21 protein-coding genes, 1 tRNA gene and 2 pseudogenes are annotated in these 23,401 nt (G+C 67.2%); 7 read left to right on the forward strand and 17 right to left on the reverse strand.

The window, feature by feature from the left end; genetic code table 11:
• Positions 1-71: 71 nt before the first annotated feature.
• Positions 72-902, forward strand: coding sequence for a hypothetical protein (locus AC3ANP_RS01735; protein ID WP_488331646.1), 831 nt, complete (start codon positions 72-74; stop codon positions 900-902).
• Here AC3ANP_RS01735 and AC3ANP_RS01740 read toward each other — a convergent pair.
• The gene (locus AC3ANP_RS01740; RefSeq protein WP_488331647.1) at positions 899-2,089 is read right to left on the reverse strand and encodes an EAL domain-containing protein; all 1,191 of its coding nucleotides are present in this window, start codon (positions 2,087-2,089) and stop codon (positions 899-901) included. The two genes, AC3ANP_RS01735 and AC3ANP_RS01740, sit on opposite strands and share 4 nt — an antisense overlap.
• On the reverse strand, positions 2,086-2,262 hold the full coding sequence (locus tag AC3ANP_RS01745; RefSeq protein ID WP_488331648.1) for a DUF1059 domain-containing protein: 177 nt from the start codon (positions 2,260-2,262) through the stop codon (positions 2,086-2,088). Before AC3ANP_RS01745 ends, AC3ANP_RS01740 begins: the two co-directional genes overlap by 4 nt.
• A gap of 139 nt (positions 2,263-2,401) precedes the next feature.
• Here AC3ANP_RS01745 and AC3ANP_RS01750 point away from each other — a divergent pair.
• Both AC3ANP_RS01750 and AC3ANP_RS01755 read left to right on the forward strand, forming a co-directional pair.
• Positions 2,402-2,728, forward strand: a pseudogene (locus AC3ANP_RS01750) (alpha/beta fold hydrolase); the annotation flags it as partial.
• A gap of 241 nt (positions 2,729-2,969) precedes the next feature.
• Positions 2,970-4,188, forward strand: a pseudogene (locus tag AC3ANP_RS01755) (IS481 family transposase).
• A 25-nt stretch (positions 4,189-4,213) separates the two neighbouring features.
• Here AC3ANP_RS01755 and AC3ANP_RS01760 read toward each other — a convergent pair.
• Positions 4,214-4,295: transfer RNA gene (locus tag AC3ANP_RS01760), tRNA-Tyr, on the reverse strand.
• A gap of 149 nt (positions 4,296-4,444) precedes the next feature.
• On the reverse strand, positions 4,445-4,699 hold the full coding sequence (locus tag AC3ANP_RS01765; protein ID WP_488331649.1) for a hypothetical protein: 255 nt from the start codon (positions 4,697-4,699) through the stop codon (positions 4,445-4,447).
• Between the two features lie 212 nt (positions 4,700-4,911).
• Here AC3ANP_RS01765 and AC3ANP_RS01770 point away from each other — a divergent pair, with 212 nt between their 5' ends.
• The gene (locus AC3ANP_RS01770) at positions 4,912-5,403 is read left to right on the forward strand and encodes a YajQ family cyclic di-GMP-binding protein (protein ID WP_488331650.1); all 492 of its coding nucleotides are present in this window, start codon (positions 4,912-4,914) and stop codon (positions 5,401-5,403) included.
• Positions 5,404-5,692: 289 nt separating this feature from the next.
• Here the strand turns inward: AC3ANP_RS01770 and AC3ANP_RS01775 are convergent, their stop codons facing one another.
• From AC3ANP_RS01775 to AC3ANP_RS01785, 3 genes are all read right to left on the reverse strand, one after another.
• Positions 5,693-6,610 (reverse strand): DUF5996 family protein, encoded by a 918-nt coding sequence (locus AC3ANP_RS01775; protein WP_488331651.1) that lies wholly within the window; start codon positions 6,608-6,610, stop codon positions 5,693-5,695.
• Positions 6,611-6,713: 103 nt separating this feature from the next.
• Positions 6,714-7,586: a zinc metalloprotease HtpX gene (htpX, locus tag AC3ANP_RS01780; protein WP_488331652.1), complete on the reverse strand. Its 873-nt coding sequence runs from the start codon at positions 7,584-7,586 to the stop codon at positions 6,714-6,716.
• A 60-nt stretch (positions 7,587-7,646) separates the two neighbouring features.
• Positions 7,647-8,918, reverse strand: coding sequence for an MFS transporter (locus AC3ANP_RS01785; protein WP_488331653.1), 1,272 nt, complete (start codon positions 8,916-8,918; stop codon positions 7,647-7,649).
• A gap of 81 nt (positions 8,919-8,999) precedes the next feature.
• On the opposite strand from AC3ANP_RS01785, the gene AC3ANP_RS01790 reads away from it, so the two are divergent.
• The gene (locus AC3ANP_RS01790) at positions 9,000-9,464 is read left to right on the forward strand and encodes a Fur family transcriptional regulator (RefSeq protein ID WP_488331654.1); all 465 of its coding nucleotides are present in this window, start codon (positions 9,000-9,002) and stop codon (positions 9,462-9,464) included.
• Between the two features lie 23 nt (positions 9,465-9,487).
• A complete protein-coding gene (locus AC3ANP_RS01795; protein ID WP_488333123.1) occupies positions 9,488-10,987 on the forward strand; it encodes a catalase in 1,500 nt (499 codons plus the stop codon).
• A gap of 97 nt (positions 10,988-11,084) precedes the next feature.
• Here the strand turns inward: AC3ANP_RS01795 and AC3ANP_RS01800 are convergent, their stop codons facing one another.
• The 9 genes from AC3ANP_RS01800 to AC3ANP_RS01840 all read right to left on the reverse strand — a co-directional run bounded on the left by AC3ANP_RS01800 (position 11,085) and on the right by AC3ANP_RS01840 (position 21,631).
• Positions 11,085-11,966: an ABC transporter ATP-binding protein gene (locus tag AC3ANP_RS01800; RefSeq protein ID WP_488331655.1), complete on the reverse strand. Its 882-nt coding sequence runs from the start codon at positions 11,964-11,966 to the stop codon at positions 11,085-11,087.
• Complete coding sequence (locus tag AC3ANP_RS01805) at positions 11,956-12,729, reverse strand: ABC transporter permease (RefSeq protein WP_488331656.1); 774 nt, start codon at positions 12,727-12,729, stop codon at positions 11,956-11,958. Before AC3ANP_RS01805 ends, AC3ANP_RS01800 begins: the two co-directional genes overlap by 11 nt.
• Complete coding sequence (locus tag AC3ANP_RS01810; RefSeq protein WP_488333124.1) at positions 12,726-13,496, reverse strand: ABC transporter permease; 771 nt, start codon at positions 13,494-13,496, stop codon at positions 12,726-12,728. Before AC3ANP_RS01810 ends, AC3ANP_RS01805 begins: the two co-directional genes overlap by 4 nt.
• A 68-nt stretch (positions 13,497-13,564) precedes the next feature.
• Complete coding sequence (locus tag AC3ANP_RS01815) at positions 13,565-14,545, reverse strand: ABC transporter substrate-binding protein (protein WP_488331657.1); 981 nt, start codon at positions 14,543-14,545, stop codon at positions 13,565-13,567.
• Between the two features lie 255 nt (positions 14,546-14,800).
• Positions 14,801-16,351 carry an amino acid permease gene (locus tag AC3ANP_RS01820; protein WP_488331658.1) on the reverse strand — a complete coding sequence of 517 codons (1,551 nt, stop codon included), beginning with the start codon at positions 16,349-16,351 and terminating at the stop codon, positions 14,801-14,803.
• Positions 16,352-16,493: 142 nt separating this feature from the next.
• Complete coding sequence (locus AC3ANP_RS01825; protein WP_488331659.1) at positions 16,494-16,901, reverse strand: DUF779 domain-containing protein; 408 nt, start codon at positions 16,899-16,901, stop codon at positions 16,494-16,496.
• Positions 16,902-16,974: 73 nt separating this feature from the next.
• Positions 16,975-18,498, reverse strand: a complete 1,524-nt coding sequence (exaC, locus tag AC3ANP_RS01830) for an acetaldehyde dehydrogenase ExaC (protein WP_488331660.1) — start codon at positions 18,496-18,498, stop codon at positions 16,975-16,977.
• Between the two features lie 148 nt (positions 18,499-18,646).
• The gene (locus tag AC3ANP_RS01835; RefSeq protein WP_488331661.1) at positions 18,647-20,059 is read right to left on the reverse strand and encodes a GAF domain-containing protein; all 1,413 of its coding nucleotides are present in this window, start codon (positions 20,057-20,059) and stop codon (positions 18,647-18,649) included.
• A gap of 126 nt (positions 20,060-20,185) precedes the next feature.
• Complete coding sequence (locus AC3ANP_RS01840; RefSeq protein ID WP_488331662.1) at positions 20,186-21,631, reverse strand: FAD-dependent oxidoreductase; 1,446 nt, start codon at positions 21,629-21,631, stop codon at positions 20,186-20,188.
• A 164-nt stretch (positions 21,632-21,795) separates the two neighbouring features.
• Between AC3ANP_RS01840 and rarD the strand changes: the two genes are divergently transcribed.
• Positions 21,796-22,851 carry an EamA family transporter RarD gene (rarD, locus tag AC3ANP_RS01845; protein WP_488331663.1) on the forward strand — a complete coding sequence of 352 codons (1,056 nt, stop codon included), beginning with the start codon at positions 21,796-21,798 and terminating at the stop codon, positions 22,849-22,851.
• Positions 22,852-22,897: 46 nt separating this feature from the next.
• Here the strand turns inward: rarD and AC3ANP_RS01850 are convergent, their stop codons facing one another.
• Positions 22,898-23,368, reverse strand: a complete 471-nt coding sequence (locus AC3ANP_RS01850; RefSeq protein WP_488331664.1) for a nucleoside deaminase — start codon at positions 23,366-23,368, stop codon at positions 22,898-22,900.
• Positions 23,369-23,401 lie beyond the last annotated feature (33 nt).

Raw genomic sequence — 23,401 nt, forward strand, 5'->3', positions numbered from 1 at the left:
AGCCATGCCGCTCAGGGCGGACTGGCCGCCGGGCCGCCGGGCCCGCCGAAGCGCGCGGGTAGACTCACAGCATGTCCGCCCCGGCCGGAGCACAGACCCTGCGCGCGGCGGTGACGCTGCTGGTGCTCACCGCCGCCCTGGCGGGGTGCGAGTACGCCCCTCCTGAGCCGCCGCAGTCCCCGCCGGCCCACCCGTCGACCGGCCCCGGCCACACCGCCGGCTCCGCCGTGTTCCTGGCCGAGGTGACCCGGCAGCTCGGGGGACCGGCCGCCAGCGCCGCGACCCCGTACGCCACCGGACAGGGCGCGGCATGGACTGGGGAACTCCCCGCCGGCGACTACCTTTTGACCGCTGCCTGTTCCGGCGGCACCCGGCTTGAAGTGCGGCTGGCTGCCGGGGATGCGCTCCCGCAGACCTGGGACTACCCGTGCGGTGAGGCCCGCGCGTCCTTCATCCGCCACACCGGCGGAACCCTCACGGCACGGGCTACCGCCCTGTACGGGCTTGAGGCGGGAACGGCCGGGATCAAGATCGAACCAAACAATGACGCAGCGCGGCGCGACAGCTTTGAAGCGGACGTCTGGGCTCGGAACATCCTGGGCCCGCCGGTGCCCGGGGAGATTCGGGGCGCCGCCAGCTCCGAAGCATCCACCAGCTCCGGACTCGCGGCACCCGCCGGCCACTACGAGCTCGACTTCGCCTGCCGCGGAGCCGCCTGGGTCCGGCTCGCCATCAGCAGCTGGAATGGCGCCGGCGCACTCGCCGAGGTGTCCGTTCCCTGCGGGGAGCCTATCCGTACGGCGCTCGTGCTGCCCTCCGACGGCGCCGAGCTGACGCTGGAGCCCATGGGCGGAGCCGGACAGTACTCCTTCCGGCTGCGTCCGGCCGGTACTGCGGACTAGGCGAGGTCCGCACCGGCCGGGTCGTCCGCACCGGTCGGGTCGTCGGCACCGGCCAGCGCCACCACCATGCGCTCCATCCGGGCGAGACCGGCAAACCGGCCCGCGTTGTCCGTCACCAGCAGCGAGTCAAACCTTTGCGCCCTGGACCTGGTCATGGAACGGGCCAGGGCCTGGCTGAGCGGAGTATCGAGGTTGACCCGCATTCCGGGGCTCACCACGCCGAGGGCCGCCGCTCCGGTGTCCAGCACGGCTACCGGCCGCAGGTGCTCCCCCAACAGCACCACGGCCTCAAGCGACGGGTTCGCCGCAAAGGCATCCGCTGCGCCGGTGACACTGGTCGCCGTCGTGGCCGGCTCGACGACGTCACGGATCACCGTCTTATGGGCAACCGGCCGGGCACTGGCAAGGCGGTGCGCCACATCCAGGTCAATGCCGGCCCACGGGGCAGCCGGCCGGGCGAGATAGTAACCCTGCACGAGCGGGACACCCAGGGACACCAGGGCATCCAGCTCCTCGACGCGCTCCACGCCTTCGGCCAGGATCCAGGCATCGACCCGGCTCGCGAAGGCCCCCATCATTTCGATCAGCGCGCGCTTGGCCTCATCCCGGTCCACGTCCATGATCAGCGCGCGGTCGATCTTGATCAGCGACGGCCGGAGGACCAACAGGTGCCGCAGACCCGCGTAGCCCGCACCGGCGTCGTCGACGGCGATCAGGGCCCCGGCGGCGCGCAACTGGTTAAGGTCAGGTTCGAGTTCCAGGTACGACTCGATCGGAGTCTGTTCGGTCAGCTCGACGATGAGTCCGTCCAGTTTGCCCTGCTCGCGCCACACGCTCCGGATGCACTCGGAGGTGAGTAACTCCGGCGACACGTTCAAAGTGAGAAAGCAGTTCGACGGCAGCGCATCGCGGGCCTGCAGCGCCGTCCGCAGTGCGGCTGCCTCGAGTTCGGCCGCCGTGCCGTGGTCACGGGCGGCCGCGAACCAGACTTCGGGGTTCTTTTCGGTAAAGCCGGGAAAGCGCGCCAACGCTTCGTAGCCCACCACCGTGCCCCTGGAGGTGTCCACGATCGGCTGGTAGGCCGCCGCCAGCCCGTCGCCCCGGCAGGCAGCGGCCAGCAGGGTCTCCCAGTCGGGTGGCTGCGGCCCGGCAGCACCGTGGCCCGGCGAGGCGGGCGCGGGGTTCAACTAACGGTGTGGATGGCTTTGTGGACCGAGTCGACCAGTCCGGAGGGCAGTTCCGTCAGGCCATGCACGGACGCGGCGTGGGCACCGACCTGCACCAGGATTTCATCCTCCGTGCTGCACACCCAGCGCGCTTCGCAACCGGGCACGACGTCACCACACGCAAACGACTTCACTTCTTCTCCTCAGGCTCGACGGCTCATGACACAACGATCAACGCGCTTTACCCTACTCGGCGGTAATACGGATTCCGTGTGACGCGCGCAGGGTGTCGCCGGGAAGCGTCCGGGCGCGTAGGGTGCCGCCATGGACGTCGAGGACCTCGTCGACCTGGACGACGCACGCCGCGCCGCGTTCCGGGCCAGCGCCGTCCCGGAACCCAAGGGGGTCGCCTACGACCGGCAACGGCTCCACGACGACCGTCGCTACGACGTGCCGGCGACGGTTATCGCCTGTGAATTTCCTTCGTCCCTGCTGCGTCAATGGATCGAAGGGGGCCATCCGTACGTGGCGGAGCTGGCCCGGATCCGGGACGTCGAGTACGTGGATCTTCCGACCGGGCACTGGCCCCAGTTCACCCGTCCGGCTGAGCTCGGCGCGGCCATCCTCGCAGCCGTCGACCGCACATCGGCTGCTCCGTAACTGCCGTTGTCGCCCCCGGAGCGGCCGTGCCGGAGCAATCGTTTGGTCCGAAGCGGGCATCAGCGGCGCGGACAAACGAAAAGCCTCCGAAACCAAGTGGTTTCGGAGGCTTTTCGAGGGTGGCAGATGAGGTGTCTAGTTTCACGACATAGTTCACACCTGAGTCGGGACATCGTTCTCAGTTGACCCTTCACCGGTGAGCCGGGACATCGTTCACACTGCGGGGGGTCGAGCATGGTTCATGTCGAAGCAGAAAGTCATCGTCCTCGCCGTCCGTGACCAAGGCCTGACCGTCACGGGCCGCAGCCCGCCGCTACGGAGTCAGCCGCCGCTGGGTCCACGAACTGCTCAGGCGCGAAGCAGAGGGAGGCATCGACGCCGTCGAGCCCCGGCCCAAACGCCCGCTGAGCAACCCGCGCCGAACCACCGAAGCCGCCATCAACCGAATCCTGTCCGTGCGCCGCGAACTGGCCGCCGCCGGCTTGGACGCAGGCCCCGTCACCATCGCCTGGCACCTTGAACGCGAAGGACTGCAGCCGCCCTCGACCTCGACCATCCGCCGCATCCTGCACGCCCATGGCCTCATCACCCCGGAACCGAAGAAACGGCCCAAAGCGTCCCTGCACCGCTTCGAAGCCCATCAACCCAACGAAACCTGGCAGTCCGACTTCACCCACTGGGCCCTCGCCGACGGGACCGACATCGAGATCCTGAACTTCCTCGATGACCACTCCCGCTACCTGCTCGCCTGCACCGCGTTCAAACCCGTCACCGTCACCGCCGTCGTGAGCACGTTCCTGGCCTGCGCCGCCCACTACGGGCTCCCGGCCTCGACCCTGACCGATAACGGCATGGTCTACACGACCCGCCTGGCCGGCGGCCGCGGCGGCCGGAACGCCTTCGAACACCAACTCCACACCCTGGGCATCACCCAGAAGAACGGCTCCCCGAACCACCCGCAGACCCAGGGCAAAATCGAACGCTTCCACCAGACCCTCAAACGCTGGCTGGCCGGCCAGCCGGCCGCCCACACCCTCGAAGACCTGAACGAACAGCTGGAAAAGTTCCGGCACATCTACAACCACGAACGCCCACACCGGGCCCTGGACCGACGCACACCCGCCGCCGCCTACACAGCCACACCCAAGGCAGCCCCAGCCGGAGCGAAACAGGGCGACCACTGGCGCCGCCGCATCGACCGCGTCGACCAGTTCGGGAAACTCACCCTCCGCCACGCAGGACAGCTCCGCCACATCGGCATCGGCCGCGCCCACGCCCGCCGGCACGTCCTCATGCTCATCCACGACACCGACGTCACCATCAGCGACGCCACCACCGGAGAGATCATCCGCGAACTCACCATCGACCCCACCAGGGACTACCAACCCAGAGAACCCGGGCAAAGAAAAACACCCCGGTCCGAAGACCGGGGTGTAACCGATGACCCGACTCATCCGTGAAGGATGTCTCGACTCACCACAAGGGTGGCAGATGAGGGATTCGAACCCCCGTAGGCGTTGCCAGCTGATTTACAGTCAGCCCCCTTTGGCCGCTCGGGTAATCTGCCGAACTTCAAAAGAAGATCACTCGCGGCGACGTGTTCGGAATGGTCTGTTTCCAGTCCTTTCCGCTTCAGCAACCGCGGGCAAGACAACTTTACAGAACTTCCGCCGAAGAATCGAATCGGCGGCGCGGGCTGCGTGCACGCGGGGAATATCAGGCGCCGCCGAGGATCCTGCCGGCAAGTTTCGCCTCGAATTTCGCCGCCTGCTCCGGGGTCACCTGGTTCAGTTGGACCGCACGGGCCAGGTCTGCCTGCACTCCGTCGAGGCGCACGGAAGCCTCCGCGGCCGGGCTCAGGATGATCGAGGCGGCCAGGGCGGCAGCAGCCATGGACGCCGCCGCGGCCGTGAAGCTACCGGCTGCGGCGGCGGTGGAACTGGTGACGTACTGGATGGCCCTGCGGTTCATGTGCCTTGCCTTTCACGCGTTACTTCCAAGGGCTACAACTCTGCCGGGCGAAGCTTCGTTCCCACCGGGACTGAGCTAGGAGCAGACTGTGAAGCCCGGCCCGCCCACGGCAGCGGCAAGGGCATCGGCAGGGGCGGGCCATCCGTATTAGGCTGGAATTCAGAAAGCACCGCCCTACCGGAGGGCGCCCGACAACCAGCAGGAGGACAGTCATGGCAGGCGAATCCACATTCGACGTCGTCAGCAAGGTCGACAAGCAGGAAGTCGCCAATGCGCTGAACCAGGCCCAAAAGGAACTGGCCCAGCGGTACGACTTCAAGGGCGTCGGCGCCGAAGTCGACTTCAGCGGCGAAAAGATCCTCATGAAGGCAAATTCCGAAGAGCGGGTGCTGGCGGTGCTGGACGTGCTCCAGTCCAAGCTGATCCGGCGCGGCATTTCGCTGAAGTCACTCGATACCGGCGAGCCGTACGCTTCGGGCAAGGAGTACCGGCTCGAGGCCAGCATCAAGGAGGGCATCGCCCAGGATCTGGCGAAAAAGATCAACAAGCTGATCCGGGACGAGGGCCCGAAGTCCGTCAAGTCCCAGATCCAGGGCGACGAACTGCGGGTGACGTCCAAATCACGGGACGACCTGCAGGAAACCATGGCGCTGCTGAAAAACTTCGACGAGGCCGATCTCCAGTTCGTGAACTTCCGCAGCTAGGGTCGGTTCGCCGCGTCATTACCGGGCTGTTGCGTCCGTAGTCCGCACAGAGTCGCAGAATACCCCGAGGACCGCAGCGATCAGCCTTGATCCTGCGGTCCTCGTCTTGTCTCCGGCGGCCCGGCCGGCGCGAACACGGCCCTGGATGCGGTCACGACACCGTCCAGCATGGGGATCACGTTGACTACCTCCACGACGGGCACCGCCACGCCGTCCACAGCGACCACTACGACGAGCACACCGGCTGAACCCGGTAGGGCGTCGCCACATGACCGGTGCAGCCCTGCTCTCAGGCTCGGCGCTCCAGGGCCGCCCGGTCCCAGTGCGCGCAGCTCGCGGCGGCCTCGTAGGTGCCCTGCAGGAACCCCAGGAGCAGCGTGTCCGGATCGGCTGCGGTCCGCACCAGCCGGTAGGGCAGCACAAATTCGCCGAGTTCCGCGCTGAAGTAGGCGCCGGGAGTCTCCACCGGAAACTCCCGGTATCCCTGAGGTTCCGGGTACGCGTAGGAATAAAAGACACCCTCGGCATCGCCCCCTGGCCAGTACCCGGCACTGCACACCTCATGGGAGTACGCCTCGAGCATCACGTGGGGCCCGCAGTTCGGCGCACCGCCGGGATGCGCCGGGGCGGTCCGGCCGGAGAATCGGCTCACCGCCAGGTCCAGCGCTCCCCAGAACAGATGGATGGGGCTGGCCTTGCCCACGAAGCGTCCGCGGAACATCGTCAAAACGCGGTCGGCCTCGACCAGGGTGAGCCAGAAACGGTGCACCGCTTCGGTGTCATAGTCTGCATGCGTCCGGTCTTCGGCGAAGGGGATCGCACCGGCGATTTCTACCGGAACGGGCCAGAATTCCGTCGTCAGGTCCAGTTCGTCCAGGCAGTGCCGCAGGGAGTTGTAGAAGCCCTCAACAGTGAGGGAGCCGAGCCCAAATGAGCGGGCCGCGCCGGACGTACTCACAATCTCGACGCGGTGCGTCTGGAAGTTGAAGTCGATCTGGAAGCGCTGGCCCCCGGGGTGGGGCATGAGTGGGGTGGTGAGTCCACGGGCTGTCACACGGAGGGCGCAGTTCCACCAGTGGTTGATCAACGGCGTGTTGGCGAGGCAAACCTTTCCGACAACCTGGGTGAACAATTGAAGGGTGTCGCGGGTTTCCTTCCACTGGTCGAGGGGCAGATATGGCCAGGCCCCTGAAGCTGCAGTGTTCATTTCGCCTCCGCCGGGGCGCCGGTACCCCGGCGGTCAGTTTCCCACCGGGGCCGGGGATGTTCAAGGCTTCCGGGCGCTGAAGGACGTTCCGGTCGCTTCCCGGTCAGACCAGCGGACGGCCCGCCATCCGCTCCAGCCGGACAATCCGGTCCTGCATCGGCGGGTGCGTTGAGAACATCCGAGCCACCCCTGCACCGCCGCGGAAGGGATTGGCGATCATCAGGTGCGAGGCGTTGACCAAGCGCTGGTCCTGCGGCAGCGGAGCGAGCTGAACCCCCTGCTCGATCTTCCGCAGGGCGGAGGCGAGCGCCAGCGGGTCGCCGGTGAGGACCGAGCCGTCCTCGTCGGCGTCGTACTCCCGGGTGCGGGAGATCGCCATCTGGATCAGCGACGCCGCGAACGGTGCCAGCAGGGCCATGGCGAGCAGCGCCAGCGGATTCCCGTTACGGCGGTCGCCGCCGCCGAAGAAGAGCAGCATCTGCCCCACCGAGGTGATCACACCCGCCACGGCAGCCGCCACCGAGGAAGTGAGGATGTCCCGGTTGTACACGTGCATCAGCTCGTGGCCGAGAACACCGCGCAGCTCGCGGGCGTCCAGCAGCTGCAGGATGCCCTGGGTGCAGCACACGGCTGCGTTCTGCGGGTTGCGGCCGGTGGCGAAGGCGTTCGGGGCCATGGTCGGTGAGATGAAAATGCGGGGCATCGGCTGGTTTGCGCGGGCCGATAATTCACGGACCATCTGGTGCAGCTGCGGCGCCTCGGCCTCCGTCACGGGGTAGGCCTGCATGGAGCGGATCGCGATCTTGTCACTGTTCCAGTAGCCGTAGGCCGTGGTACCGACGCCGATCAGCGCCATGATCCAGATCGGCGCCGCGCTGCGCGTGCCGGCCCCGATCAGTGCGCCCAGGCCGAGCAGGACTGCCCACAGGACGCCAAACAAGGCCGCCGTCTTCAGTCCGTTGTGATGGTTGTGCACTGATCCTCCCAAGCCTTGCCGTGGATGTCCGCGTGGATCATACATCTGAGAAACGAACTGTTAGGGGACCGGGTTCCGCGCGTCGTAGGCCAGAAAACCGGACTGCCAGCGGGCGACGAGCCAGGCAACCAGCGCGCACAACGCGCCGCCGGCCAGCAGCACCCACCCCTCGCTGAGCAGCCGGGTTGCACCGCCTGCGAGCATGTCCCCGACCCGGGGGCCGCCGGCTACTACCACCACGAAAACGCCCTGCAGCCGGCCACGCAGGTGGTCGGGGGTGGCCGACTGCAGAATCGTGGTGCGGAACACGGCGCTGACCGAGTCGGCGATGCCGGCGAGCGCACAGCAGACGGCGGCGGGCACCAGCCACGGGCCGACCTCCCCGCCGCCGGACCGCCCGGCCAGTACCACCACCAGGCCCAGCCCGGCAATCGAGGCGCCCCAGCCCATGACCGACCAGACCACCGCGGTCCCCTGTTTGTGCACCGCTCCCAGCGGCCCGGAGAAGAGCCCGGCCAGGAAGGCGCCGACGGCGGTGGAGGCCAGCAAAAGACCGACGGTGGCGTCGCCGCCGCCGATCATGAGCGCGGCGATGGCCGGCAACAGCGCCCGCGGCTGGGCCAGGATCATGGCCACCAGATCGATGATGAAGGTCATGCGGAGGTTGGGCCGGGTGCCGAGGAAGCGGAAGCCCTCCACGACCGAGCGCAGCCCGGCCCGGTGCGCCGTCTCACCGGGCGGCATCGCCGGCAGTTTTAGCAGCGCCCAGACCACAAAGGCGAAGCTGGCCACGTCGAGCGTGTAGGTCCAGGCAAAACCGACCGAGGCGACCAGCACACCGGCCAGCAACGGGCCAGCCGTCATGGTCAGGCCAAAGCTCATCATGCTCAGCGCGTTGGCAGCCGGCAGGAGCTGTTTGCGCACGAGGACCGGGATGATGGCGCTGCGGGCGGGCTGGTTGATCGACTGCGCGCCGCTCTGCACCGCGATCAAGGCATACAGCAGCCACACGTTGCCCAGCTGGAGCCACGCCTGCAGTGCCAGTCCCGCAGTGGTCAGCCAGAGCACGGCCGAAGCGAGCAGCGCGACTGCCCGGCGGTCGTGGGCATCCGCAATGGAGCCGCCCAGCAGGCCGCCGAACACCAGCGGAACCAGGGCGAAGATGCTCAGCAGGCCGACGTACAGACTGTCCTGGGTGAGGCGGTAGACCTCCAGGCTCACGGCCACCAGGGTGAGCTGGCTGCCCAGGGCCGAGACGGCGGAGCCCAGCCACAGGCGGCGGAACGCCGGGCTCTCGCGTAACGGCGTGATGTCCGCCAGGAATTTCCCCACTGGGCAACTCTAGTGGCGCACCGGAACGAAACACGCCGCAGCTTATTATGACCTGCTCAAAATAAGTGCTTGAATGGAGGCATGACAGATCACGCGGGGAGCCATGAGGGATGGGCCGCGGCGCTGCGTGCCCACGGCCGCCGGGTGACCAAACAGCGGCTGGCCGTGCTGACCGCCGTCGAACGTCACCCGCACGCGCCGGCAGAGGGCATCCTCGCCGCCGCCCGCGAAGAGCTTCCCGAACTGACCGCGCAGTCCGTCTACGTGGTCCTCGGCGACCTCACCGAACTGCAGATGCTCCGCCGCTTTGAACCGCCGCACTCGCCCGCGCTGTACGAGACCCGGGTGGGCGACAACCACCACCACGCTGTCTGCGTCAGCTGCGGCCGGGTGGAGGACGTCGAATGCGCCGTCGGCCACGCGCCCTGCCTGACTCCGCACTGGGACCCGGACTCCCGGCCGATGACCATTCAGATCGCGGACGTCCTGTACCAGGGCATCTGCGAAGAGTGCCAGCGGAACCAAAAACTTCCCGACCGAACCTAAGTTAGAACCGAAATAGGAGAATGATGACTCAGAACATCTCTGCGCCCGCAGTATCCACGACACAGTCCGGCGCCCCCGTCGCGTCCGACGCCCACTCTCAGACCGTCGGCGCCGACGGCGCGATCATCCTGACCGACCACTACCTGATCGAGAAGCTCGCCCAGTTCAACCGCGAGCGCGTGCCGGAGCGTGTCGTGCACGCCAAGGGCGGCGGTGCGTTCGGTACCTTCAAAACCACCGAGGACGTCTCCGCCTACACCAAGGCCGCGCTGTTCCAGCCCGGCGTTGAGACGGACATGCTCATCCGTTTCTCCTCCGTCGCCGGCGAAAGCGGCTCCCCCGACACCTGGCGCGACCCGCGCGGCTTCGCGGTGAAGTTCTACACCACCGAAGGCAACTACGACCTGGTCGGCAACAACACCCCGGTGTTCTTCATCCGCGACGGCATCAAGTTCCCGGACTTCATCCGCAGCCAGAAGCGGCTTCCGGGCACGCACCTGCGCGACGCCGACATGCAGTGGGACTTCTGGACCCTCTCCCCCGAGTCCGCCCACCAGGTCACCTGGCTGATGGGCGACCGCGGCCTGCCGGCCTCCTGGCGCGAAATGCAGGGCTACGGCTCGCACACCTACCAGTGGATCAATGCCGCCGGCGAGCGCTTCTGGGTCAAGTACCACTTCAAGTCGAACCAGGGCGTCAAGGCCATCACCGGTGACCAGGCTGAAGAACTGGCCGGCTCGGACGCAGACTTCTACATCCGCGACCTGTCCGAGAACATCGAGGCCGGCAACTTCCCGTCCTGGGACCTGCACGTCCAGGTCATGCCGTACGAGGATGCCAAGACCTACCGCTTCAACCCGTTCGACCTCACCAAGGTGTGGCCGCACGCCGACTACCCGCTGATCAAGGTCGGCACCATGGAGCTGAACAAGAACCCGGAGAACTACTTCGCGCAGATTGAGCAGGCCACGTTCGCGCCGTCGAACTTCGTGCCGGGCATCGCTGCCTCCCCGGACAAGATGCTGCAGGCCCGCATCTTCTCCTACGCCGACGCACACCGCTACCGCGTGGGCACCAACCACGCCCAGCTCCCGGTGAACCTGCCCAAGAGCCAGGTCAACAACTACAGCCAGGACGGCGCCGGCCGGTACACCTTCAACGCCCCCAGCGTTCCCGTGTACGCACCGAACTCGTTCGGCGGCCCGGCTGCCGTGGAGCCGCAGAGCCCGGCCGGCGGCTGGGAGAACGACGGCGAGCTGACGCTTTCCGCGCACTCCCTGCACGCTGAGGACGGGGACTTCGGCCAGGCCGGGACCCTGTACCGCGAAGTGTTCGACGACGGCGCCAAGGCCCGCCTGCTGGACACGATCACCGGCGCCGTGGGCGGCGTGAAGAGCCCCGCCATCAAGGAACGCGCCATCCAGTACTGGACCAACGTGGACGCCGAGCTCGGCGCCAAGCTGCGCGCCAACCTCGGTGCGGGCCAGGCAGCATCCGACGCCGAGGCAGCCAACAAGCTGTAGCCTCCGCCGTCGGCCGCTGGCCGCAACGAAACACCCCGCCACGGACTATCCGTGGCGGGGTGTTTCGTTTGCTTCGGGGCCTTCGCGGGCGACGCCCTTAGCCTGCGGTTGAGCCGGCGGCCGAGCCCGCTGCCGCGGGACGGTGGCCCTTCTTGGCCAGCTGGATCTGCTCGTACACGTGGTGCCGAAGTTCGGTGAAGCGCGGCAGCGCCCGCGTGTTCAGCTGGTCGCGGTCCTCGGGAAGGTCGATCACGATGTCCTCCTGCACCACAGTCGGGGAGCTGGACAGGATGATGACCCGCTCGCCAAGGTAGACCGACTCGTCGATGTCGTGCGTGACGAACAGGACCGTCACGCCGAGCTTCTTCCAGACCACCCGGATGAGGTCTTCCAGGTCGGCCCGGGTCTGGGCGTCCACCGCGGCGAACGGCTCATCCATCAACAGGACCTCGGGCTGGTAGGCAATGGCCCGGGCAATCGCCACGCGCTGCTGCATGCCGCCGGAGAGCTGCCAGGGGTACGAGCGCGGGACGTGGGCCAGTCCCACGGCCTCGAGAGCCTCGTCGACGAGCCGGTCGCGTTCCGCCTTGGGCACTCCCTGGTTCTTCAGCGGCAGTTCCACGTTGTCCCGGACCCGCATCCAGGGGAAGAGGGAACGGCCGTATTCCTGGAAGACCACGGCCATCTTTTTCGGCGGCCCGGAGACGCGCTTGCCGTCCAGCAGGACTTCCCCCTCGGTGGGGGCCATCAGACCGGAGATGCACTTGAGCAGCGTGGTCTTGCCGGAACCCGAGGGACCCACCAGGCAAGCCAGCTCCCCGGCGCGCAGATCGAAGGTGAGGTTGCGGACCGCCTCGATGTCGCCGCCGTCGGTCTGATAGACCTTCTTCAGGCCGCGGACGGAGAGCATGGCATCGGGCTGCGTCGTCGCGGCTGGCTGCGTCGTCCCGGCTGGCTGCGGAGCGGGGTCAGGCTGCATTTTCTACCTCTTTCTGGCCGTGGTACCAGCGCAGGATGTTCCGCTCGGCCCACTGGAAGATGAACGACATGGCCACGCCCAGCAGGCCAAGCACCACGATGCCGGACCACATTTCCGGGATGGCGAAGGAGCGCTGGAACTGGACGATGGTGAAGCCAAGCCCCGAGGACGAGGCAAACATCTCGGAAATGACCATAAGGATCAAGCCGAGCGAGAGTGACTGGCGCACGCCCGCAAGGATCTGCGGGCTGGCGGAGGGCAGCACCAGGTACCGGACGCGGGCCCAGCCATCGATGCCGTAGGTGTGCGCGGAATCCGAGAGGACGCCGTCGACGGCGCGGACTCCCTCGATGGTGTTGAGCAGGACCGGCCAGACGCAGCCCGAGATGATCACCGCGATCTTCATCGAGTCGGTGATGCCCATCAGCAGGATGAGCACCGGAACCAGCACCGGCGGCGGAATGGCGCGGAAGAACTCCAGCACCGGTTCCAGCAGCGCGCGAAGCCAGCGGACGGAGCCGATCAGGACACCACCCACGACGCCGATCACGACCGCGGCGATGACGCCGACCAGGAGCCGGCCGACGCTGGGCAGGACGTCGGTAAAGAACCGCTCACCGAACCAGACCTTGCCGAACTTGTTGACCAGCGTGGCCGGGGTGGGGACGAAGAAGTTGACCGCGCCCAAGGTGGACGCCCACCAGAGCAGGACCAGCAGCACCGGAAGCGCCAGGACATAGCCGAGGGTCTTCAGGATCTTCATACGATTACCTCGGAACGGACGGAGGAGTGCCAGGCGAGCGTCTTCTTTTCGATCAGCCGCATCAGGGCATTGATCAGCACACCGATCAGGCCGGTGGCGAGCACCAGGGCGTACATTCCGGAGATGGCGCCGCCGGACTGCGCGAGCGCGATTTCCCGTCCCAGCCCCGGGGAGCCGATCACCAGTTCCGCCGTAATGGCCAGCACCAGCGCCACCGTGGCGGCAAGCCGGACGCCGGTCATCAGATAGGGCAGGGCGGTGGGGAACACGACGTAACGTATCCGCGCCATCGGGCCCAGCCCGTACGTCTTGGCGGTGTTATTGGCGACCATGTCCACATCGGCCACGCCGTAAAGGACCTGGATGAGGACCTGCCAGAAGGCCGCGTAGGTGATCAGCATGAGCGACGACTCGATCTTCACACCGAAGAGCAGCACCGCCAGGGGGATCAGCGCCACGGACGGGATGGGCCGCAGGAACTCGATGGTGGAGTTGGTGGCGCGGCGCAGGAAGTCGCTGGAACCGATGATGAAGCCCAGCAGCACGGCCAGAAGCACCGCAAGGAGCAGACCCAGGAACCAGGCCGTCATGGTTTCGCCCACCGAGACCCAGAAGGCGGTCAGGCCGAGGTCACGGACAAGGGCCAGAATCACTTCGCTGGCAGGCGGCAGGTAGCGCGGGTCGATGATGCCCAGCCGGGGAATCAGTTCCCAGGTGGCCAGGAATCCGATGATCCCGGCCAGGCCAAGCAGCTGTTTGGCCGGCAACTTCGTGCTGCCGCTGCGGTCCCGCCCCGTACGCGGGGCGGGACCGCCGGAGACCGGAGAGTCGGGACTCACGGGAGCAGGTCGCCCGCGTTCGGCGCCTTGGTGAGCGTGCCGTACTTTGTGGCGGCATCACCGAGGGTCTTGAAAGCGTCTTTGTCGAAGTTGACGGTCCAGTGCGTCAGTGTCATCTTGGCGCGGGTGGCCTCGTCGATCTTGGTGTAGGTACCCACAATGTCACGGACCTCCTGCGGGTGCGCCTGCGCGTACTCGAGGGACTTGTTCATGGCCCGGGTGAACTTCTGGGTCAGCTCGGGCTTGTTCTTGACGGTGTCCGACTTCGTGAAGTAGCCGGCAATGTCAAGCTTCGGGCTCATCTCCACGAAGTTCCAGTCGACGACGGTTCCGCCGGCGGCCACGGCCTTGGACATGAACGGCTCCAGGATCCAGGCGGCGTCGACCTGCTTGTTGGCCAGGGCGGCGGGCGCGTCCTGGAAAGCCACCTCGACGAACTTCACGGTGGACGGGTCCCCGCCGTCCTTTTCGATGGCGGACTTGATGGTGGTGTCACCGATGTTGGAGAGGTTGTTGACGGACACCGTCTTGCCGGCCAGGTCCTTCGCGGACTTGATGCTGGAACCGGCAGGAACGACAACGCCGCCGACGTCCTTGCCCTTTTCACCGGTGGTGGAGGCACCGTTGGCGACAAACTTCAGGTCCAGGCCCTTGTCCTTGGCAACCATCACCGAGATGAGGTTGGAGAAAGCGAAGTCAAAGCTGCCGCTGACGACGCCGGGGACAATTGCCGCGCCTCCGGAGGCGGTCTGGATGTCCAGCTGAAGTCCTTCGTCCTTGAAGAAGCCCAGTTTGCTCCCCAGGTAAATGGGAGCGCAGTCAACGATCGGAATGACGCCGACGCTGACCTTGGTCAGGTCCCCTCCGCCGGTGGCCCCGCCGGAGGCGCCGCCGCCGGTGGAACTGGGCGTCCCGCTGCCGCAGGCGGACAGGGCCAGGACCGCGACGGCCGCCAGCACCGTGGTAATTCGTTTCATGGTGACTCCTTTGTGCGTTGGCATGGGAGCCCAGGGGCCCAAAACCACCGAATGTTCGCTTGTCGAACAGTCGTTCAGGTACCAGTCTTAGCTTAGAGTACTGTGAGCCCGGACACATCGGGGGCATTGTCACGGCTTCCAGACGGGGCGGCGGCGCAAGGAGCCCCGAAATAGCAGCGCGGGGCCGCCTGCGGCCCATCCGGGTGTCCGGACAGTCCGCGGGCGGCCCCGCGCTGGGGTGCGGCTTTGTGCTGTTTAACGGCGGGCCAGCTGCTCCGCATCCTGGTGTTCCGCCGGCGCCGCGGGCGCACCGTTGACGGACTCCCGGGCCTCGGCGAACTTCTCGTTCAGCCGCGAGTGGCTCCGGCCGTAGGAGAAGTAGATGGCGATGCCGATAACCAGCCAGAGGGCGAAGAAGACCCAGGTCTCCACGGCCAGGTTGGTCATCAGGTACAGGCATAGCACCGCCGAGACGACCGGCAGCACCTTGCCGAAGGGGACGCGGAACGCAGGCTTCAGGTCCGGGCGCTTCCGGCGCAGCACCAGGATGCCCAGGCTGACCATCACGAACGCCGACAGCGTGCCGATGTTGATCATCTCTTCGAGCAGGTCAACGTTGGTCAGCCCGGCGACCAGCGCGACGGCGGAGCCGCAGATAATCTGCAGCCGTGCGGGGGTGGCCCGGCTCGCGGAGGTCTTGGAGAGCGAGCGCGGCAGCAGCCCGTCGCGGCTCATCGCCAGGACGACCCGGGAGAGCCCCATCAGCAGCACCATGATCACCGTGGTCAGGCCCACGAGTGAGCCGAAGGCGATGACTTTGGCGGCGTCGTTGTTCCCCACGGCTTCGAAGGCCGTGGTCAGGGTCGGGTTCTTCGCTTCGGCCAGCTGGGTGTAGGACACCATGCCGGTGAGCGCCAGCGATACCAGAATGTAGAGCACGGTGACGATCGCCAGGCCGCCGAAGATGCCGCGCGGCAGCGTCTTCTGCGGGTTCTTGACCTCCTCCGCGGAGGTGGCGACGACGTCGAAGCCAATGAACGCGAAGAACACCAGGGCCGCACCGGCGAAGATGCCCAGCGTGCCGTACTGCGCCGGCGCCGCACCGGTGAGGAAGCCGAAGAACGACTGCTTGAGCACGTCGGTGGCCCCGGTGCCACCGGTGGGTTGCGCTGCGGGGACGAACGGGGTGTAGTTCTCGAACTTCACGTAGGTGAAGCCGACCACAATCACGAAGAGAACGACGGCGATCTTGATGATGGTGAAGACGTTGCCGACGCGGGCGGACAGCTTGGTCCCCAGCACCAGCAGGACGGTGAAAATCGCCACGATCAGGAAGGCGCCCCAATAGAGATCGACGCCGCCGATGGCGAGCGCCGGGGGGACGTCCAGGCCCGTCAGCGCGAAGACCTTGCTGAGGTAGATCCCCCAGTACTTGGCGATCACCGCAGCGGCGGTGAAGAGTTCGAGGATAAGGTTCCAGCCGATGATCCAGGCGAGGACCTCGCCCATCGTGGCGTAGGTGAAGACGTAGGCGGATCCTGCCACCGGGATCGCGGTGGCGAATTCGGCGTAACACATGATGGCCAGCGCGCAGGTGACGGCGGCAATCGCAAAGGAGACAGTGACGGCGGGGCCGGCAAAGTTGGCGGCCGCTTTGGCGCCGACCGAGAAGATCCCGGCGCCGACAGCGACGGCGACGCCCATGATCATCAGGTCCCATGTGCTGAGCGAGCGTTTCAGCTTGCGTCCGGGTTCATCGGCGTCGGCAATCGACTGCTCGATGGGTTTCGTCCGGAATAGGTTCATAGGAAGAGTCCAAGATCTCGATAGCGGGGTGGAAACGGACCAGTTAATAGTAGTGTCCATCCACTGGACGGCCGTTTTAATCCCACATCGTGAGACGGAAGCGCTTCCGCCTGAGCCGTTCCGCGGTAGCCCGGGGGCCGCTTCAGACCGGCCAGTCCATCAGCGTCGAGCGGATCAGGAAGCGTTTGCCTTCTGGTGCCTCCACAGAGAAGCCGCTTCCCCGGCCCGGCACGACGTCGACGGTCAGGTGCGTGTGGCTCCAGTAGTTGAACTGCTCCTTGGACATCCAGAACTCCAGCGGCTGTGGGTCGCTTCCGTCCGAAATGTCGAACCGGCCCAGCAGCACGTCCGAGTCACCGGTGAGGAACTCCCCCGCCGGGTAGCACATCGGCGAGGACCCATCGCAGCAGCCGCCGGACTGGTGAAACATGAGGGGCCCGTGCCGGAGCCAGAGCGTGCGCAGCAGGTCCACGGCCGCGGGGGTGAGGGCCACGCGGGAAAAATCTTCGCCGGACAGCGTGACGGCGGCATCAAGCCGGGGGTTGGGCAAGGGGATCTCCTCGGGAGGTGCGGTGAGAGGGCAACGGCGGGACGGACCAGGCAGGTCCGTCCCGCCCGGTGGCCTAGAAGAAGCCGAGCTTGTTCTCGTTATAGCTGACCAGCAGGTTCTTGGTCTGCTGGTAGTGGTCCAGCATCATGGCGTGGTTTTCGCGTCCGATGCCGGAGGACTTGTAACCGCCGAACGCGGCTCCCGCCGGATATGCGTGGTAGTTGTTGACCCACACCCGGCCGGCCTGGATCTCGCGGCCGGCGCGGTACGCGACGTTGCCGTTCCGGGACCAGACACCGGCGCCGAGTCCGTAGAGGGTGTCGTTCGCGATGCCCATGGCGTCGCTGTAGTCGCTGAACCGGGTCACGGAGACCACCGGGCCGAAAATCTCCTCCTGGAAGATCCGCATCTTGTTGTGCCCCTCGAAAATGGTGGGCTGGACGTAATATCCGTCGGCCAGGTCCCCTGACAGTTCGGCGCGGGCGCCGCCGGTGAGGGCCTTGGCCCCCTCCTGCTTTCCAATGTCGATGTAGGAGAGGATTTTCTCCAGCTGGTCGTTCGAGGCCTGCGCGCCCAGCTGGGTGTCGGTGTCCAGCGGGTTGCCCTGGATGATCTTCTGGGTGCGGGCCAGCGCGTCTGCCATGAAGGAGTCGTAGATGCCGTCCTGCACCAGGGCGCGTGACGGGCAGGTGCAGACTTCGCCCTGGTTGAAGGCGAAGAGCGTGAATCCTTCAAGGGCCTTGTCGTAGAACGCATCGTTGGTGTCGGCGACGTCGTTGAAGAAGATATTGGGGCTCTTGCCGCCCAGCTCCAGGGTGACCGGGATCAGGTTCTGCGACGCGTACTGGCTGATCAGCCGTCCGGTGGTGGTCTCGCCGGTGAACGCGATCTTGCGGATCCGCGGGCTGGAGGCGAGCGGCTTACCGGCCTCGACGCCGAAGCCGTTGACGACGTTGATCACGCCCGCCGGCAGCAGGTCGCTGATGAGTTCCATCAGCACCAGGATCGAGGACGGCGTCTGCTCGGCGGGCTTGAGCACGACGGCGTTGCCGGCGGCGAGCGCGGGGGCAAGTTTCCAGACCGCCATCAGGATCGGGAAGTTCCACGGGATGATCTGCCCGACGACGCCGAGCGGCTCGTGGAAGTGGTAGGCGGTGGTGTCGTCATCGAGCTGGGACAGCCGGCCTTCCTGGGCACGGACCGCGGAGGCGAAGTAGCGGAAGTGGTCCGCGGCGAGCGGGATATCGGCGTTGAGCGTTTCACGGATCGGTTTTCCGTTGTCCCAGGTCTCGGCGACGGCCAGCAGTTCGGTGTTCTCGTCCATCCGGTCGGCGATCTTGTTCAGGATGGCGGCACGCTCGGCCACGGAGGTCTTGCCCCACGACGGTGCAACCTTATGGGCGGCGTCGAGCGCGAGTTCGATGTCCTCCGCGGTGCCGCGGGCCACTTCACAAAAGGCCTTGCCGGTCACCGGCGTGATGTTTTCGAAGTACTGGCCCTTGACCGGGGCGACCCATTCGCCGCCGATCCAGTTTTCGTAGCGGTCCTTGAAAGTGACCTTCGAACCATCGGTACCGGGCTGTGCGTAGACGGTCATTGCGAGCTCCTTTGCTGGGCAAGATGGGTGGCGGGCGCTGCACAGGTGTCCTGTGGCCGCCGCTGGCACCAGCCTAGGAGCGTGGAGGTTGCAGGAAGGTTGCAGCCATGTGAACCGGATCACTCCGGAGCCTGGCCTCTGGCGCGGGTCAGGCCCGAAGCTCCGCTTCGAGCCGTTCGAGGTCCGCGACGACGGCGGCACGCCTGGGTGAGCGCGGCGGCAGCAGCTTGAGCGCGGCGGTGCGGACGCCGACGTCGTACTGCGCTTCGGGCAGCCCGGCGTACTTCAGCAGCGAGTCGGCGCTGCCGTCGGCGAGCACCGCCTCCCGCAGCAGGGACGAGACACGGCGGCGCAGCGCAATGATGCCCGGCGCCTCGGAGCGGGGCAGGACGGAGCCGCGGTAGATTTCCAGTGCGATCCGGTGGGCGCCGCGCTGCAGGCAGCGGAGGACCTGGCCGGAGTCCGCTACCAGGTCCATCGGGAGCCGGTAGGGGCGGGATCCCGGAACAGCATCGGGGCTGAGTTGTTGCAGGACCTTGCGCAGCCGCACCATCTCGGCGCGCAGCGTCATGGCGGACCCGTCCCGTGGGTAGAGCAGGGCGCTAAGTTCCTCCGCGGAGAGCCCGGCCGGGTGGCTGCTGAGCAGCGCCAGGATCTCGCTGTGCCGGGCGGACAGTGCGACCGTCCGGCCGTCGATACTGAGCAGCGCCTGGTCGCGTCCCAGCACCTGCAGGCTGTTCCGGTACAGGCTTCCGGTCCCGGGGCGGCTCGGTGCGGCCGGCCGAGCCCCACCGGAATGGCCGGCCACGGCACCGGCGGCCCGGCGTCGGCCCGGTGCGCCCCGCCGGGCGGCGGCGAGCTGGAGCCGCTCCACCCTGAGGTGGGCCTGCGCGGCGGCGACGGTCGCCTCGACGAGGGACAGGGTGTGCGGCGCGACGGCGGATTCGGTGCCGGTGATGTCGACAACGCCGAGCAGGGCTCCGGAATCCGGATCGTGAAACGGCACGGCTGTACAGCTCCACGGGTGCACGGAGCGCTTGTAGTGCTCGGCGCCGGCGATCTGGATGCCGCGTCCCAGCGCCAGCGCCGTCCCGGGGGCGCTGGTGCCCACGGTGGCTTCGGACCAGTCGGCGCCCGGGACGAACATCATCCCCTCGGCGCGGCGCTGCAGGGCGGGGTCCCCTTCGACCCAGAGCAGCCGCCCCACCTCGTCCCCGACGGCCACCAGCATCCCGCTGTCGTGGCTGGGCAGGACCAGCAGCTGGTGGATCACCGGCATGATCGCGGCCAGCGGATGCTGCCGCCGGTAGTCCTCAAGCTCGTCGCGGGCCAGGGCGAGCGGCGCTTCCGGGTTGTCCGGATTGGCGTGCAGCTCCACAGAGCGCTGCCACGATTCCCGGATCAGGCTGCGCAGCCCTGGCAGCCGTTCCATGTCAAAGCCGCGGCCGCCGGCACGGGCATCCAGCTGCTCATGCCCGGCCCGGGCGGCTTGCTCGCGCAGTTCCGGGCCGGGTCCCTGCTGCGGGGTGCCGGGTAGGCACTGCTCGACCGGATTCCGCATTGAATCTCCCGCCTGTCGGGCCCCATCGCCGGCCCACGACCGTATGCCGGGCACCGTCACGTCCGCCGAGTCTACGGGGCCTTTCCGCCCGCCGCTAGGGCGAAACCGCAGCGACCAGCGGCCGGGTCAGCCGCGGGAGATCCGGATCATTTCGTCCCGCGGGACCACCTTGATGCGCTCCCGCACCACACCGTCCGCGTTGCCGCTGCCGGACCAGGCCGCGCCGAGGGCAGCCTCGTGCGCATCCAGCTTGTTCCAGCCCTCCCAGGTGGTGTATTCCACGCCGCGTTCTTCGAGCAGTTCGATGACGGCCTGGGGATCCGGGTTCCGGGCCGGCGGAAGGGTCAGCCGGTCCTCCAGCAGGAAGCCGATGGTCTCCAGGGCGTCCCCCTTGGTGTGGCCGATCAGGCCGACGGGGCCGCGCTTGATCCAGCCCGTCGCGTACAGGCCCGGCACCGGGTTGCCATCGGCGTCGAGGATGCGGCCGCCCTCGTTAGGGATGACACCGCGGCGGGCGTCGTACTCAAGCTCGTCCAGCGGCGAGCCATGGTAGCCGATCGCCCGGTAGACGGCCTGGACCGGGTAGTCGAGGAACTCGCCGGTGCCGTTGACGTTGCCGGAGCCGTCCAGCTGCATGCGCTCGAACTTGATGCCCGCCACCTTGCCGGACTGACCGTCGCCGCTGTTGTCCGCGTATATCTCCACCGGGTTGTGCAGGAAGTGCAGGTGCAGCCGGCGGGACGACGGCGTGTCCGCCTCGGTTTGCTCCTCGACGAGCCAGTTGCCCAGCGTGTTCACCATCGTCTTGATCTGGTTGTTCGTGCGGATGGCTTCGTCGGAGGCCTCGTCGAACTCGAAATCCTCCGGATAGAGCACGATGTCCACGTCCCGGGCGTGGCTGAGCTCGCGCAGCTCCAGCGGGGTGAACTTGACCTGCGCCGGCCCGCGGCGGCCAAAGACGTGGACATCGGTGACCGGAGAGGCCTTCAGGGCGCGGTAGACATTGTCCGGGATCTCGGTGACCAGGAGGTCATCCGCGTGCTTGGACAGCATCCGGGCCACGTCCAGGGCCACGTTGCCATTGCCGATCACCGCGATTTCCTTGGCATCCAGCGGCCAGTCACGGGGCACATCGGGGTGCCCGTCGTACCAGGAAACAAAGTCCGCGCCGCCGAAGGAGCCCGCAAGCTCAATCCCCGGGATGTTGAGGTCCGCGTCCTTGATGGCGCCCGTGGCGAAGATGACGGCATCGTAAAAGGACCGGATATCGTGCAGGGTTATGTCCCGGCCGTAGGTGACGTTGCCGAGGAAGCGGATGTCGCCACGGTCCAGGACCTTGTGCAGCGCGTTGACGATCCCCTTGATCCGCGGGTGGTCCGGTGCCACCCCATAGCGGATCAGGCCGTAGGGCGCCGGGTAGGCCTCGAACAGGTCGATGCTGACGTCGAAGTCGCCGTCCTTGACCTGATTGGATTTGGTCAGGATGTCGGCGGCGTAGACACCGGCCGGTCCGGCGCCGACGATCGCGACACGGAGGGGACGTTGGGACGGGGTTTCGGCCGAGCTGGACACGGGAGCCCTTCTGAGTCTTGGCGGGTGCGCCGGCACATGCGGCGCACAGTGCCCCATTCTAAATGTCCCGGCCGGAGACGCGGAAAACGTGCGGCACCCGCCACTGCACGGATCAACACCGGATCCGGCCCGCTCGGCGCGGCGGTGCCGGGTGGAATAGGGCCATGGGGCGTGGTGTTATTGGCTACGTGCCTACTCCCGACGGATACCATGCCCCCGCAGCGTTGACGCCTCCGGGCAGGTCCGGGGTGGAAGGACCGCCGCCGGCTTCCGCCGCGCCCGGGCTCAAAGCGGTGGACAAGGATACGACGGCGGGTGTCCTCTTTGGCATCGGCGCCTACAGCCTGTGGGGTCTGCTGCCACTGTACTTCTACGTGTTGGCGCCGACCGGTGCGGTGGAAATAGTGGCCAACCGCGTGGTGTGGTCGCTGCTGTTTTGCGTCCTGCTGATCACCGTGACGCGCTCCTGGCGGGTGCTCGGCGCAGCTTTCCGGAACCGCAGCATCATTGTCCCGCTGAGCATGGCCGCCGGCCTGATTGCGGTCAACTGGCTGACCTACACGTACGGGGTCACGACGGGGCAGGCGGTCGAGGCCTCGCTGGGCTATTTCATCAACCCGCTGGTGTCGGTCCTGCTGGGCGTCTTCGTCCTGAAGGAGAAGCTGCGCCCGCTGCAGTGGGCCGCCGTCGGCATCGGATTCGTCGCCGTCGGCGTCCTGACCTTTTCCTACGGCAAGCTGCCGTGGATCGCCCTGACCCTGGCGTGCAGCTTCGGACTTTACGGCTTCTTCAAAAAGCGCGTCGGTCCGCGCGTGGATGCGCTGACGAGCCTGACCGTGGAGACCGTGGTGCTCACGCCGTTCGCCGGGGCCACGATGATTGCCTTGGGCGTGAGCGGGGCGGCGACGCTGGGGTCCAACGGAGCCGGGCACTTCTGGCTCCTCCTCGCCTCAGGTGTCATCACTGCTGTCCCGCTGCTGTTTTTCGGCGCCTCGGCGCGGCGGCTGCCGATGACGACCATCGGGCTGCTGCAGTACTTCGCCCCGGTCCTTCAGTTCATCGTGGCCCTGACCGTGTTCCGGGAGGCCATGACCACGGAACGCTGGATCGGTTTTGGTGTGGTCTGGCTGGCGCTCCTGGTCCTGACCCTGGACATGCTTCGGGCGGCCAGGAAGAGTTCCGTTGGCCGCAAGCTGGCCCGCCTCTCCGCCTCCGCCTAATCCCGGCGGCGTTCCGGCCCGGCGGCGTTCCGACCCGGCGGCTGTCCTACCCGGCGGGGTCCGCTGCGATGTCTTCAGCCCACAGGGCGGGCTGATCCTCGATAAAGGTACGCATCATCTCGACGCAGCGCTGGTCGTCGAGGATCACCACCTCTACCCCGCGTGAGCGGAGAAGGTCGAGTTCGCCGTCGAAGGTCCGCGCCTCGCCGACCACCACGCGGGGGATCTTGAACTGGATGATGGTTCCGGCGCACATCGCGCACGGCGCGAGTGTGGTGTAGAGCGTACTGTCCCGGTAGCTCTTTTGCCGGCCCGCTGCCCGGAGGGCGGACATTTCGCCATGCGCGACCGGATCGCCGTTCTGGACCCGTTCGTTGTGTCCGCTGGCGATGACCGCACCGTCGCGGGCCAGGGCTGCGCCGATCGGAATGCCGCCTTCGCGGAGGCTCCGCCGGGCAGCTTCGTAGGCGGCCTCGAAGGCCGAGTGCTCCGGCCCGGCCGCTGCTTCCTGGATCATGCACCCATCGTCGCACGGCCGGGCGTTGCCGGG

This window comes from Arthrobacter sp. JB02-1C (assembly GCF_057748045.1).